Source organism: Thermodesulfobacteriota bacterium (assembly GCA_036482575.1).
GTDB lineage: Bacteria > Desulfobacterota > GWC2-55-46 > GWC2-55-46 > JAUVFY01 > JAZGJJ01.
This window is the reverse complement of the sequence record JAZGJJ010000188.1, coordinates 1-13,560: the sequence shown is the minus strand read 5'-3', so window position 1 is coordinate 13,560 and position 13,560 is coordinate 1. Positions and strand designations below refer to the sequence as shown.

General features: G+C 58.4%; 16 protein-coding genes. 6 read left to right on the top strand and 10 right to left on the bottom strand.

All coding sequences use genetic code 11. The annotated features are described in order from the left end of the window. The 10 genes from V3W31_08305 to V3W31_08260 all read right to left on the bottom strand — a co-directional run. Positions 1–340, bottom strand: a 340-nt coding sequence (locus V3W31_08305; protein MEE9614931.1) for a hypothetical protein, incomplete at its 3' end; no start/stop codon positions are given. A gap of 155 nt (positions 341–495) precedes the next feature. Next, the gene (locus V3W31_08300; GenBank protein MEE9614930.1) at positions 496–957 is read right to left on the bottom strand and encodes a cupredoxin domain-containing protein; all 462 of its coding nucleotides are present in this window, start codon (positions 955–957) and stop codon (positions 496–498) included. Between the two features lie 86 nt (positions 958–1,043). Next, positions 1,044–2,294 carry a cytochrome D1 domain-containing protein gene (locus tag V3W31_08295; GenBank protein MEE9614929.1) on the bottom strand — a complete coding sequence of 417 codons (1,251 nt, stop codon included), beginning with the start codon at positions 2,292–2,294 and terminating at the stop codon, positions 1,044–1,046. A gap of 212 nt (positions 2,295–2,506) precedes the next feature. Continuing rightward, positions 2,507–3,517: an ethylbenzene dehydrogenase-related protein gene (locus V3W31_08290; protein MEE9614928.1), complete on the bottom strand. Its 1,011-nt coding sequence runs from the start codon at positions 3,515–3,517 to the stop codon at positions 2,507–2,509. Between the two features lie 74 nt (positions 3,518–3,591). Further along, the gene (locus tag V3W31_08285; GenBank protein ID MEE9614927.1) at positions 3,592–4,284 is read right to left on the bottom strand and encodes a NapC/NirT family cytochrome c; all 693 of its coding nucleotides are present in this window, start codon (positions 4,282–4,284) and stop codon (positions 3,592–3,594) included. A gap of 5 nt (positions 4,285–4,289) precedes the next feature. Next, the gene (locus V3W31_08280; protein ID MEE9614926.1) at positions 4,290–6,815 is read right to left on the bottom strand and encodes a molybdopterin-dependent oxidoreductase; all 2,526 of its coding nucleotides are present in this window, start codon (positions 6,813–6,815) and stop codon (positions 4,290–4,292) included. A 22-nt stretch (positions 6,816–6,837) separates the two neighbouring features. Continuing rightward, positions 6,838–7,812, bottom strand: a complete 975-nt coding sequence (gene nrfD / locus V3W31_08275) for an NrfD/PsrC family molybdoenzyme membrane anchor subunit (protein ID MEE9614925.1) — start codon at positions 7,810–7,812, stop codon at positions 6,838–6,840. A 4-nt stretch (positions 7,813–7,816) separates the two neighbouring features. Continuing rightward, the gene (locus tag V3W31_08270) at positions 7,817–8,677 is read right to left on the bottom strand and encodes a 4Fe-4S dicluster domain-containing protein (protein MEE9614924.1); all 861 of its coding nucleotides are present in this window, start codon (positions 8,675–8,677) and stop codon (positions 7,817–7,819) included. A 42-nt stretch (positions 8,678–8,719) separates the two neighbouring features. After that, complete coding sequence (locus tag V3W31_08265) at positions 8,720–9,280, bottom strand: NapC/NirT family cytochrome c (protein ID MEE9614923.1); 561 nt, start codon at positions 9,278–9,280, stop codon at positions 8,720–8,722. A gap of 194 nt (positions 9,281–9,474) precedes the next feature. Continuing rightward, positions 9,475–9,780, bottom strand: coding sequence for a hypothetical protein (locus tag V3W31_08260; protein MEE9614922.1), 306 nt, complete (start codon positions 9,778–9,780; stop codon positions 9,475–9,477). A gap of 130 nt (positions 9,781–9,910) precedes the next feature. On the opposite strand from V3W31_08260, the gene trxA reads away from it, so the two are divergent. From trxA to V3W31_08230, 6 genes are all read left to right on the top strand, one after another. After that, the gene (gene trxA, locus V3W31_08255; protein MEE9614921.1) at positions 9,911–10,255 is read left to right on the top strand and encodes a thioredoxin TrxA; all 345 of its coding nucleotides are present in this window, start codon (positions 9,911–9,913) and stop codon (positions 10,253–10,255) included. Between the two features lie 169 nt (positions 10,256–10,424). Then, complete coding sequence (locus tag V3W31_08250; GenBank protein MEE9614920.1) at positions 10,425–11,219, top strand: hypothetical protein; 795 nt, start codon at positions 10,425–10,427, stop codon at positions 11,217–11,219. 4 nt (positions 11,220–11,223) lie between these two features. Next, positions 11,224–11,685, top strand: coding sequence for a cytochrome c-type biogenesis protein CcmH (locus V3W31_08245; GenBank protein MEE9614919.1), 462 nt, complete (start codon positions 11,224–11,226; stop codon positions 11,683–11,685). Next, positions 11,682–12,581, top strand: coding sequence for a hypothetical protein (locus V3W31_08240; protein ID MEE9614918.1), 900 nt, complete (start codon positions 11,682–11,684; stop codon positions 12,579–12,581). Before V3W31_08245 ends, V3W31_08240 begins: the two co-directional genes overlap by 4 nt. After that, on the top strand, positions 12,578–13,204 hold the full coding sequence (locus tag V3W31_08235) for a TlpA disulfide reductase family protein (protein ID MEE9614917.1): 627 nt from the start codon (positions 12,578–12,580) through the stop codon (positions 13,202–13,204). The genes V3W31_08240 and V3W31_08235 overlap by 4 nt, the downstream gene beginning before the upstream one ends. Beyond that, on the top strand, positions 13,201–13,560 hold a 360-nt coding region (locus V3W31_08230), incomplete at its 3' end, for a TlpA disulfide reductase family protein (GenBank protein MEE9614916.1). The genes V3W31_08235 and V3W31_08230, both read left to right, overlap by 4 nt.

Below are 13,560 nucleotides of genomic sequence, written 5' to 3'. Positions count from 1 at the left end.
TGGGCATCTCGCTCGCCCTCGCGTCTATCTTGAGGACGACCTTCTCACCGGCCTTTACCTTCCATGTGGAGGGCTTGAAGAACCACTGGTCGGATATGACCTTTATGGTCCTCGTGTTGGTCGCCTTGTCGAGCCTTCCGGTAAGGCGGACCTTCTTCTTGGCGGCGGGCGCGGTTTTTTCCGTTTCCACCGCCGGTGCGCTTTTTTCCACCGCCGGAGCGCTCTCCGCCGCGCCGCCCGTGGTCGTGGCGGGAGCGGCGCAGCCGATTAGGAGCAGCGTACAGGCCAGTGCCGGCAGGAGCGCCGATGTGGTACGTTTCATCTCTAATAGGGCTTTCATCTCCGTTTTCCTCCTTTCAGGGAATGAATCCAGTATAGCACAAAAAAGGGAAAAAAAGAGGCAGGAACCTTTCGGTCCGCTGACCGTTCGGTTCCTGCCTCTTTCTATTACTGTTACTGCGGAAGGCCCGCGTTATTCTTGCGGTACGCCTCTTATTACTCTACGACTATCAGGAACCCGTTCATGTCCGGGTGGTCCGGTCCGCAGAAGATGTCGCACTCGAAGAAGTACTCGCCGGGCTTGGCCGTTATCTTGGCCGGGAGCTCGATCGTGTGCTTGGTGAAGGTCTTGACGTCCATCCTCCAGTTGAAGTCCGGGAAGCTCAAGGCGGTCGTGTCGATGATGGGCATCTCGCTCGCCCTCGCGTCTATCTTGAGGACGACCTTCTCACCGGCCTTTACCCTCCATGTGGAGGGCTTGAAGAACCACTGGTCTGAGATGACCTTTATGGTCCTCGTGTTGGTCTTTTTGTCCAGCTTTCCCGTCAGCCTCGGCGCCGCCTGGGCCGTGTCGTCTCCTACGAGCGAGGCGGCACTGTGCCAGCCGAACATAACGGCGACCGTCAGGGCCGTCAGGAATGCCAGGGTCCTGGCTGTTTTCTTGGCTTCTATTAGCATTATTGTCCTCCTTCTGTTCCTACATAGTGGAAGGGCAGGGTCTCTTTACGAGACCCTGCCCCGATTATAGCTGTTCCAACGGCACCTTAGAGGCCCTGCTCGCTACCTCTGTTGGAGTTGATGACCGAGGTCGGGGTCTTCGAGGGTATTTCCTTGACCTTCTTGTAGGTCAGCCCGTCGTAGACAACAACCTTGTCCTCGCCCCATGAGGACACGAAGAGGTACGCGCCCCGAGCCGAGAACTCCGGGTGTACCGCGGACTTCCCGACCTTTATCTTCTTCACGACCTCGAGGGTCTCGACGTCGATGACGTAGACATAGGCGTGCGTCTTCTGCCCCTCGATGACGGCGTCAGCCACGACGTGCGGAGCGCCGGGGTGCTTCCTTATGAAGAGGCCGCCGGCCGCCTTGGGGTTGCCCGCGGCTGAGGTCGGTATGTTCTTCAGGTGCTCCATCGTCGAAGGATTGAAGGCCGTGACGGTTCCCTTGCCTATGTTCGTCTCGAAGCATACCTCGCCCCAGCACGCGCCGGGTCCGGGGTGCGGGACCGGGTCGGTGCCTATCGTGCCCTGATAGGCGGTGGAGTCGTTTACGACATCCTTGTAGGCGTCGAGGATCCACATGTGGTTGGACTTCTGGGCCGCCAGCATGAAGTACCTGCCGCCCTCGGAGACAAAGCCGTCGTGGAGCTTGTCGCCCACGCCGAGGAACTTCTTGATTACCTTGAACTCGGGCGCGGTCTTCATGTCAACGATCCAGACCTGTCCGCCGTCCTTCCAGGCGATGGCCATGAGGTCCTTTACGCCGCCGATGTCGGTTATGGACGCGCACCTCGAAGGCTTGATCTCGCCCTTGATTATCCCCTCGGGGCCCTCAAAGGTCTTGAGTATCTTCAGGGTCTTGGAGTCCATTATGACGGCGGTACCCGGCCTGTAGTTGCCCGCGAAGATGTACTTGCCGTTCATGCTTATCGCCGAACCCCTGGAGTCCTTGCCTATGGTCTGCTCGGCCACGATCTTCTGGGCCAGGAGGTCGACCTTGGCGTAGTAGCCGTTCCTGCCCATGACGTAGTAGTACCTGCCGTCAGGGGAGAAAACCGGCGCGTGCGGCTGGTGGATCTTGGGAAGGCTGATCCGCTTCACAACCTCGAGGTCCGTCGCGTCTATGATAAGGACCGTCTTGTTTTCCCTCTCCACGACCACCATGAGGTTCCCGGTGCCGTAGGTGAAGGGCTTCTTGTCCGCGAATACCACGCTGGGGGTTAAAGCCATCGCGGCCATGATGAGACCCGCCGCGAATACGAATATTGCGGCTTTGATTCCTTTAAATTCCTTCATCTTTCACCTCCATGCTGAAGTAAATTAAATCGAAAGAAGACCACCAATACATCCTTCTCTGTTACCCTGGGTCACCTCCCTTCTCTAGTGCAGGGTATATTTTCAACTGCAATGAACACCTTCTAAAGGTTGGAACACCCGGCCTGCCCGAGGCCGGGGACCCCCCCTTTTACCACCAGTCGCGGGCGTTGTCAACCCTTTAGAAAAGGGGTCTACTTCGCCTTGCCTACGAGCAGGTCCGCGTCCGCGTCGTCGAAGCCGAGGATCCTCGAAAACGAGGCATAGTGCCTGCGGTTGCTGCTGTTGACGTGGATGGAGACGGCGACCGCGTACGTCTTGCCCGGCTCTATCAGCTTGTCCTCTTTCGGGTCTCCGCTCTTGAGCTTCCTCTTCAAGACGACGGTCCACTTCCCGTCCTTGTACTCCCCTTTTCCGGAGAGGTCGTCCTGGCTCTTATCGACGGTCCTGGCGGTGAATACGCTCTCGTCCACGACCTTGCCCTTGGGGTTCTTGGAGTCCGCAACGAACCTCCAGAGGTCGATAAACTTGCCTTTCCCGAGCCTCTTCTGGAGCTTGGCGTCGGGCTTCAGCTTGTCCCAGCCCCCGGTCGCGTCTATGGCGGTCCTTGTGCCGGGGAGGTACTTCGTCACCTGCTTCGAATCCTTATACAGGGCGTTTGCGCCGACCTTGGCGGCATCGGGCTCGTACGGCATGTTCGTGGCGTCCTTGTGGCAGGTGATCCAGCAGCCGTAGGCCTCGAAGTACTTTACCCTGGACCTCGGGCCCTTCTTCTTCTGGACCATGTCGTCTATCATGAAGTTCAGGGCGTTTATCTTGCCCTTGTCGGCCTTGCCCGGGCCCTCCCACTGGAACCAGAGGTACATATATTCACTGTCATATGCGCCTTTAAAGAGGGCGGTTATCATGCCCGGGGTCCCGGCCGGAGGCGGATTCTCCTCAAGCTTCTTGCCCGTTACGAAGTTCTTGCCCCTGTCCTCCTCTTCACCCTGGTGGCACTCAATGCACTTGTCATCACCCCTTGCTATCGACTTCTTGCCTTTGTGCTCGGAAGAGAGCCACTCCCAAGCGCTCTGGCCGGGGTAGAAGAGGTCGATGTACTCTTCGTCGATCTTGTTCCAGTCAGGCTCGCCCGCACTGGCTGCGAGAGGCAGCATGAGAGCCACCATGAAGAAAACCGATAGTAATAGAACGAACCGCTTCATGAGTATAGTCCTCCTTTGTCCATAGTCGTTTTGATTACGGCCTTATTATAGCTCGCCCGTAAGCCCCTGTCCAACTAATCCTCGTCCTCGTCGTCTTCGTCATCATCATCGTCGTCGTCATCCTCACCATCGTCCCATGGGACCTCGGCATGGACGAGGTCGTAGTGGCAGTCTATGCAGGTCTTATTCTGGGTCTCCATCTTCTTATGGGCCCGCTCTATAGTCTTGCTCGTGGGCTTGAGGAGCGCCCGGTCGTGGCAGTCCCTGCACTTCGCGCTGTCGGTGGCAAGCAGCTTTTCCCTTACCTTTCCCGCGAGCTCGATCCGTCTCTTCTCCCACAGCTCCTTATCCATTATAACGCCCGAGATGTTGTGGAAGGCACTGTCCCCCTGGGAGCCGCTGTTTATGTACAGGAACTTGAACCTGATCAGTTGGAACATAGAGTGGGGTTCGTGGCAGGATATACAGCCCGGCCTCACCCCGGAAGGGTTGTTGTAGTGGGTCGACTTCTGGAACTCCCTGAACGGGTATGGATGGCACTCCGCACAGCCGATGCGCGCCCCGCTCGTGACCTTGCTGCTGCTGAAGCTGTTCCCCTTATAGTCGTCGAAGGAGTACTTTATCATCTTCTCGTGGCATATGTTGCAGACCCCGGGGTCGGTGTTCAGCCTGTGGGAAGTATAGCCGACTACCTTGAAGACGAGGATCGAGGCCACAAGAGTGACGAGGGCGACTATCACATGGGTTTTTCTGCCTTCTTTAGCCAAAGCGGTCAGCTCCTTTTAAGGCTCTCTTTGTAGAGCGCGAAGTGCTTTGCGTTGTCGACTTCAATGTCGCCGTAGCGGTCCCCGGGCTCAGCCGGGGTTACCGTGACGGTCGTATCTCCCCATCCCTGGCTTCCTCCAGTCGGGTCCGGCGCGGGCGGTATTATATCGTTGGGGTGGACCCCGTTATCCTCCCACCACAGGTTGTGCTCTATGTCGTGGTCCTCGAACTTGCCCGACCACATGGGGGCGTGGCCGTGGCGGTGGGCCGTGGCCACGCGTCCGCCTCCGTGGTGCCCGAAGGAGGTGGAAATGGCAACGACCCCGGGGTGGATACCCTGGGTCGCGCGTGCCCTTGTTACCATGTAGCCCGCCGCCGACGTAACCCGTATCATGTCCATGTCGTGTATGCCGAGACCGGCGGCGGTCTGCTTGTTTATCAGAGCGTGGTTCGAGTGCATGAACTCCGCGAGGTACTTGTTGTTCGCAGCTGCGGCGGTCGTATGGCCCACGGCCTTGTAGGTGGTAAGGACCATTTCGCCCTTTTTGAGCCCCTGGTGCAACGGGCTCTCTTTCCAGGTCGGAAGGGGGTCGAGACCGTGTTTTTTGAACGCCTCGACATATATCTGGAGCTTCCTGCTCGGGGTGTCGAAGCCCCTGACTCTCCTGCCGCCGACCTTTATGCCTATGGCCTTGCCGTTTTTGGTTATAACGCCGGTCTTCGGGTTAGTCCTCGCCCCGCTCAACTCCCCGGAGGAGAGGGGTTTCTCGTGCAGGCCGTATTCGGCCTTTAAGTGTCTTTTATCGTCAGTCATCAACCTTTTAGAGTTCGGGTCCAGCTTCCCATAGCGCGGCCATACCCCGTTCTTCATGAGGTTGTCGTACCCGCCTGCCTCGACGAGTGCGGGGATCTTCTCGATCTGCCCCTTTATCCAATCCTCGCTGGTCTTGAAGTCGAAGTACTTGGCAAGGCCGTACTTGTCGTCGGAGTCGGCGCGCCTTGCAAGCTCCCGTAAGACCATCCTGACGTCCCTGGACTCCCCCCGGGGCTTTATTACCGGCCTGTTCAGACCCACCCAGGGCCAGAGCGACGAGGGTGAGGATATGAGGTCGTTGCTTTCGAGGTAGTGGGCGTCCGGGAATATTATGTCGGCCAGCTCCGCGGTCTCGGTCATGGAGGAGCCGAACTCGACTATAAACGGTACGAGCCCGTGGTCCTTCAGGGTCTCCCTCCAGACACTCGCCGCCGGAGAGGAGTAGGCCGGGTTCGCGCCGTGGTTCAGGAGCACGGATACCTTCCGGCTGCCGTCCTTGAGCCGGAAGGGAAGGAGGTAGTCCGGGCTCTCCACGGGGGAGGTGGTATCGGCCCCTTTGGGCGCCTTGGGGGTGGGGTCCATGTCCGGTATGGTTACGACCCTCGGCAGACAGTAGCCGCCCCTTACCTCCACGTTGCCCGTGATTATGGGCAGCAACATGCAGGCCCTTTCCTGATAGGCCCCGTAGAGGTGGCTGCTTATGCTGTTGTGTGTGAAGACCGTGGCCGGTTTTGTGGTCGCGAACTCGGCCGCTATCCTCTTTATGGTGTGGGCCGGCACACCGCTGGCTTTTTCCGCGAGCTCGGGTGTGAACGCCTTGAGATGCGCCGCGAGCTTCTTGGCGGTGTAGTTGGTCCACATATCTATGAACTTGGTGTCCGCAAGCCCCTCGCTCATGATCACATTGGCCATGGCGAGGGCGACGAGCCCGTCGGTCCCGGGGAATATGGGGACCCATTCGTCGGACCTCCCCGAGGTGTTGGTTATCCTCACGTCGAAGGTTACGAACTTCGCCTTGTTATCGACCATCGCCTCGGTTACCCGCTGGGCGTAAGGATGGAGGGTCTCGAAGAGGTTGCTGCCGAAGTCGAGTATGTACTGGCTGTTGGCGAAGTCCGGGGTCTCCATCTCGGCGCCCCAGGTGTGCCGCATGGCGGTCTTCTTGCTGCCGCTGCCCATGGTACTCTCGCGGAGGATGGAACTCGAGCCGAGGCCGTGCATGAACCGCTGCCAGGCCACCTCCGGCGCTCGCTCCCCGGAGTAGAGGCATATCTCATCGGGCTGCCCGTTTTCAAGCGTCTCGCCGATCTTCCCCGCGACCTCATCAAGGGCGTCGTCCCAGGATATCTTCTCCCAGTTGCCCTCTCCCCTCGGGCCGCTCCTCTTAAGGGGATAGAGTATCCTGTCCTGGTCGTAGATACCGATATTGACCGCGTTTTCCTCGGGGGAGAGCTTTCCCCTGGTCCCCGGGTGGTGGGGGTCGCCCCCTACCTGGACGAGCTTCCCCGTCTCCTTCTCTACGAAGGCTATCGCGGCGTTCTTGATCGCAGTGTCGTTGACTATATAGGGGATGGCCTCCCGCTCGGTCAGGACCATGTAATCATAGGACTCGCCCGCGAGGGTAAGCTCCATGGCTTTGATGACCCCGGGACCGAGGGCAACGGCCGCCGCCCCGGAGACACCGAGCTTCAAGAATTTTCTGCGGTTAAGCTTAGGCATAATGACTAACCCCTATCCGTAATTAGAAGAAGGTCTGGAGGAACTGTCCTCCCAGAACCCACCATACACGCATTCCCAGTATTCCTGTACATACCATGGCTGAACAGATGGTAACCACCCCGGGCGACCTTTTTAGAGGTGTAAAAATGAGGATAAAGAAAGGGATCACAAGGGCTATGAAGACATGGGCCATGTAAGGCACCCTGGCAACCCCCAGAAGCACGTCGAAGAGGCTTGCCTGTTCCTCCGCGGTCCCGTAGTTCATCTGGAGGAATTCATTGAAGGTCATAAGGAGTTCTATACCCACGCCTATAGCCATGATCTGCCCCATCTCCACGACCAGAGAGTCCTCTACCTTGTCGCCGATACTGTTTGCCTTCAAGAACCTGTATGCGAATCCTTCCTGCCTGAACCTGTCCCTGAACCTTCTCATGGGGTTCACGAAGATGTTCATGAACCAGAACGTCACGATCAGGAAGCCCGTGCCCGAGATAAAGGCGCCCAGAAGGAAGAGAACGGAGGCCAGGGCCGTGTGGTTGATGTCCCTGGCCGGGTTTAACTGTATAACCACTCCCGTATACCAGTGGGTGGACCCCGCGGAGATGATACCGCAGATACCGAATATAAAGGCCCACTTTGCGTTGTTTTTAAAGATGAAGTAGCCGTATACTATCATCATGGTGGGGTAGAGCATAATAAGGATGGTCCCCCATGACATAGGTGCGGAGCCGTGCCAGTAGCCGGGGGTAAGCAGATGGAAGAACCTCTCGGGTCTGCCCAGGTCGAAGATAAGCAGTACCGGCACGATCAGAAGCACGCCTATGGCCCAGAGGGTGGCGATGAGCCCCACCTGTTTGTACTTTTTAAGTCCGAAGACCCAGCCGAAGCCGGAGATGACATGGGCCCCGGCGCTCACGCCCATGAGCCAGAAATAAATGGATATGGGAACCCCCCAGGTTACGTGATGGAAGGCGTTCGCTATAACTTCTCTCTCCACTCCTCTACCCTCCTAAGCCTAGTACTCTACCGGCCTTTGCCGGTATCTCCTTTAAGAATCCCAGGAAGTTCCTGACGACCTGTACGACGATATGACTGCCCCCCTCGGTCAGGTCCCCGTGGAATCCTTCGTGGTTCTTCTTGAAGGTGTTGTACTCTTCCTTCATCTGTGCGCTTCTATGCCTGTAGCTTGCAACCTGGTCGGCAATCCCCTCGTCCAGACCTATATAGTAGGTCTGGGGATGGGTGCCTATTTCCGGTTTCAAGGTCATTACGCTGTTCTTTTTGACAAGCTTCGAGACCTCGCTCTTCGGGTCGTTCAGGTCGCCGAAGGTAAACGCCCCTCCCACGCAGGTGCTGACGCACGTCGGTACGAGCCCCCTCTTGACCCTGTGGATGCAGTAATCGCACTTGTCCACGACGCCAACAGGCTGTTTCTCGTCCGTCCTGTGGTTGGGAAGAAGATGCCTGGCGTTGTAAGGGCAGGCTATTACGCATGTCCTGCATCCGATACACCTGTTGAACCTCTGGAGTACGAAGCCGTCTTCGTGCTTGAAGGTGGCCTGGGTAGGGCAGTTCCTTACGCATATGGGATACTCACAGTGGTTGCAGAGTCTCGGGAGGAAGGTCCTCTTTACATCGGGGTAGGTTCCCTTGTCCTCCGTCTTGAGCCACATCCTCCAGACCCCGAGCGGTACGTCGTGCTCGGACTTGCAGGCCACCACGCAGCTGCCGCATCCCGTGCACTTCCTCAGGTCGATCACCATGGCGTAGCGTTTCCTGCCCTCTACTCCAAGGCCACTGGTGGTCTGTATACCGTAGTCCCGGCCATGCGATTTGCCGTGATTTTTGTTGTCTTCCGTCATGCTTTCTCCGTAGTATCGAGTTCTTGTAAGTCCGGCAAAGGCTTAGTCGTCATCATCGTCATCGTCCTCGTCGTCTCCCCATGGGACTTCGGCGTGGACAAGGTTATAGTGGCAGTCGATGCAGGTCTTATTCTGGGTCTCTATCTTCCTATGGGCCCTCATTACGGGGGCGCTCTTCGAGACTATGGCCTCCCTTACGTGGCACTTCTTGCAGGTGGCGCTGTTGCTTTCGAGGAGTTTCGTGCGAACGACCTCGGCCAGTCCCGGCCGCATCTCGTCCCACTCTTCCTCACTCACGTTCGAGTTGCCGGAGAATCTATCCTTCATTATCTGCTGGAGCTTGCCCATGAGGCCGCTGCCCGGCGGTATGTGGCAGTCCACGCAGCGGGGGGATACTCCGGAGCGGTTCTTGTAGTGGGCGGATTCCTTGAACTCCGCGTAAGGGTAGCTCATGGTGTGGCACGAGGTGCAGTATTCGATGGTGTCGGTGGAGGAGTCTACGTAGCGGACGGCGGCACTTATGCCTACCCACAGGACGGATGCGGCTATAAAGGTAATGCCGGCGGTTATGGCAAGGGACAGATATTTGTTTCTACCTTCCACTTTTTCCAAAGATGCCTTCCTTAGTAAAGTATGAAGTAGTAGTCAGTTTTGCGTAAAAACTAAATTAAAAAAATTTAAGGATAGAGTAAAGCGGTTCGTACCATACCCCATAATCCGATTTTGTGTCAAGGGTTTTTTTTACGCGGAGGGAAAATCCTTTCCCCGGGCTTGCCTGGCGCGGGTTTAGCGGCGGCTCAGTCCCGCCCCCGGGCCGCCTTTTCCGCCTCTTTTTTGCTCTCCCTCGCGGCCTCGAGCCTCTCGCGCACCTCCGGGGGCAGGTGTACACCTTCGGTGTCGAAGCCCGAGAGGAGCCCGATGAGGACGTCCACCTTCTCGCCGGCGGAGAGGTACCTGTGTATGAGGATGTGCCTCTCCCCACGGAGCAGGAAGGTGCCGCCGGGGGTGTTGACCTCACCCTTCCTCAGGTCGTCGTAGTCGAGCTTTATGGATAGTTTTTCCGCGCTCTCCTCGAGGAGAGCCAGAAGCGCTTCGTTTTTCATGCCGGATATATTGTACCGATTGTCCCCTCCTGTCAAGACAAAAGCCGCCTACCCGCCACTGCGGACTTGACAACTCCTCGTTCATGTTCTATATTGGCTATTCATAATAAAGTCAAAAGGAGTAGAGCCGATGGCGGAAGATATGAAAAATATGGAAAACATAGTGAACGTTACGGATTCGAGCTTCGAGACCGAGGTGTTGAAATCCGAGGTCCCGGCCGTTATAGACTTCTGGGCCGAGTGGTGCGCCCCGTGCAAGGCCATAGCCCCTATAATAGAGGAGATGGCCGGTAACTACGAGGGCAAGATCAAGATCGCCAAGATGAATGTGGACGAAAACCCCGGCACACCGGGCAAGTACGGGGTCAGGGGCATCCCCACGCTGATACTCTTTAAAAACGGCGAGGTCGTGGACCAACTGGTGGGAGCGGTGCCGAAAGCCAAGATACAGGAACTGATAGACAAGGCCCTGTGAACCGCGCCGGTGGTCGTCCCGAACTTTGAGCACTCCATGGCCGTAAGGTTTGAGGGGGCAGACACAACCGGTGTCTGCCCCCTTTTTTAGTGCGACCCGCGTATGTCTCGGGTGGGTAGCCGGGTTGTGCGTGACCGTAAAATCGAGTAGAATCTATATAATGAGGCATTTGACGATATTACAGGCGGCACTTCTCCTGTTTTCCCTTACTTCCCTCCAGGCCCCGGCCTATGGGGGGGAGGGGGAACTCGAAATAGGGAGGATGAGGGTCGCCATATGGCCCGAGTACGACTCCTCCGGGGTGCTCTTCATATACGACGGCCGCTTCAAGGACGAGGGGACCTTCCCCGTGGAGACGAGCTTCTATATCCCCAAAGGGGCGATTATAAGCGACGTCTGCAGCCTCTCGCCCAAAGGCACCCACTTCTGCCAGCTCTACAAAAAGAGCCCGGCCGGGGACGTGGACGAGGTGAAGATGAAGCTCCCCTACCCGAACTTCTACCTGAGCTTCCACACCGAGCCCTTTACCGATGGCGCCGAGAAGAGGGTTTTCGAGCACCTGGTGAAGGCGAACCACCTGATAGAAAGCCTCGAGGTGGACCTCCAGATCCCCTTGAGGGCCGAGGGTTTCAACGTCATAAGCCCACAAGGGCTTACGACTTCGGAGAAGAAAGGCTTTACGCACTTAGGTGGGACGTTCGAGGGCATGGAGAGAGGCCAGACCCTCGAGGTGAAGCTCGAATACGTAAAAAAAGATTCCAGGCCCTCGGTGGACATAAAGTACTCCCCCATGGGCGACATGAAGATGGAGATGGCCGGGGGCGCCGGGGGCGGCGGCCCCGCCGCAAGGGCTGCCCCTTATAATCGCCAGAAGCGCGCTCGCGGGATAATCTACGCCGCGGCGGGCGCGGGCGTCTTCGTGCTCGCGGGGTTGATGTACGCTATCCTAAGGAAGAAGAAGTAACGGAATGCGCAGGCTGTTCGATAAGCTGAAGGCCGCGGCCTTTATAGTGCCTCTGGTTCTGCTTTCGACCGGTCTGGTCCGGGCCGAGGCCGTAACGGTCCAGGAGGTGGCTCGCGAGCTCGAGTGCCCGTGCGACTGCCCGCTCGTCCTCGAGGACTGCAACATGAGCTGCGGGCTCGAGTGGAAGGGGGAGATAGGGGAGGCCATAAGGGCGGGCAAGACCAAGCAGGAGATAGTCCAGGACTTTATAGACCGCTACGGCGACGCCTGCCGGATAACGCCCATTAAAAGGATAAAAGGGAAGCTCTACCAGTATACCCGGGGTTTCGACACGGTGGACTGGGTAATATTCTGGGGCGGGGTGGGGGCGTGGGTGGCTGTGCTCTTCGCGGGTGTCTTCCTCGTGGCGAGGAAGCTCGTTAATAGAAAGGGGAGGGGGGGGGAGAAGGAGGGGGGCGGCTCTTGAGGGTCTTTCTGGTCGCCTTTGGGCTTTTTCTGGCCGGGGCTGCGTTCGTTGCGGGGGTCGCCTTCATCTTCCTGGTAGAGACCGCGCCGCTCTCCAAGACGGAATACCTCACGACCTTCGCGCGCGCCACGGCCTACGGGCTCACGGGCAGGCCGGAGTTGACCGAGCGGGAGGTGAAGACCGTTTACAGGTGGAACTGCACCGGGAAGTGCCACGGCGCGGAGCCGGTGGAGCGCTCCCGCCATACGGCACGGGAGTGGGAGACGATCATACAAAGGATGAGGACCGATAACGGCGCGGACATAGGCACGCGGGAGGTGGAGCTGATAGCGGCCTACCTGAAGAAGAACTACGGGAGCAACGTACCCACCGTTATCTCCCGCGAGGGAGGGCGCTACCTGAAGCGCCACCTCTGGAAGAGTGACTTCGGCGAGAGCGACCTGTACGTGGACGTCATATATACCCCCGAGGAGTACTTCGACCTCACGGGCGGCGGCGGCGCGGACAGGGAGCGCTACGAGATAGATACGAAGACCGTCTTCGTCGTCTACTTCAATACCCACCAGAATAAGCTCGACCCCTTTCCCCTGGAGGAGATGGCTACGCTTAAGACCCCCGGGGGCGGGGAACTCAGGCCGCTGGACTGGCTGGTGACCTACGAGACCGGCGACAACCACCACCGCGAGGGGATATTGAGGTTCGAGAAGGTGGGCCATACAGACTCGGCCGACCCGGCCGATATGGATGGCACGGAGGAGCCGGGCGGCACGATGGAGCTTGAGATGCGGGACCTGCCGGGGCAGAGGCTCAGGGTCTTTTCCTGGGAGCTTCCCATACCGGCGTTCGAGGGAGGGGAGGGGGGGGAGGGGGGTGGAGAGGGGGGTGGAGGAGGATGATGAAGCTGACGAATATATCGGCGCGCGCCCTTCGGTATGCCGCTGTCTGCTTTGCTATAATCTTTACGTCGGCCCTTGCGGGCTGCGACCCCTACAGCGGCGAGGAGGAGAGCGAGATAAGGAAGTCGCTCCCGAACGAGGGGGAGGAGGCCCCGCCCTTTACCCTTACCACCTTCGGGGGCGAGGAGATTACGCTCGATGCCCTTAAGGCGAAGAAGGTCCCGGTCGTCTTGAATTTTTGGGCCTCGTGGTGCGGCCCCTGCAGGCGCGAGGCGCCGGTCCTTGAGAAGCTCTATCTCGCCTACAGGGAGGAGGGGGTCGAGTTCGTGGGCGTGGCGGTGCAGGACTCGGAGGAGGACGCAAGGGAGTTCGTGGAGGAGTTCAAGCTCACCTACCCGAACGGCCTCGATGGCGAGGGGGAGGGGGGGGAGATGGAGGACGCCTACAGGATCTACGGCGTCCCCAAGACCTTCGTCCTGGACAGGGAGGGCCGGTTCACCTATATACACATGGGGGCGGTAAAAGAAGGGCCGCTTACAGAGGAGATAGAAAAGGTGCTAATAGAAAAGGAGCTGCTGGGAGAGGAACTAATAGAAGAGGATCTGGTAGAAGAGGAGCTATGAGGTACGGGCGGCTCATACCGGTCCTTCTGGTTTTTTTCGCGGCGGCCGGCTGTGGGCCTGACGCTGCGTTCGAGCCCACCGCCAGGGTGGGCGAGCCGGCGCCGCCCTTTACCGTCGAACTCACCTCGGGCGGGAGCGTAAGCGCCGAAGAACTCAAGGGCAAGCCGCTCGTCCTTACCTTCATGGCCGAGTGGTGCCCGTGCTCTAACGAGTCGGCCCCGGTCTTTAAGGAGGTCTACTCTCGCTACAACCCCGAGGGGGTCGAGTTCCTCATGCTCGGCTTTCAGGACTCCCGGTCCAAGTTCGGAGAGTTCGTCGAGAGGGAGGCGTTTCCTTTCCTGACGGGCTTTGACACC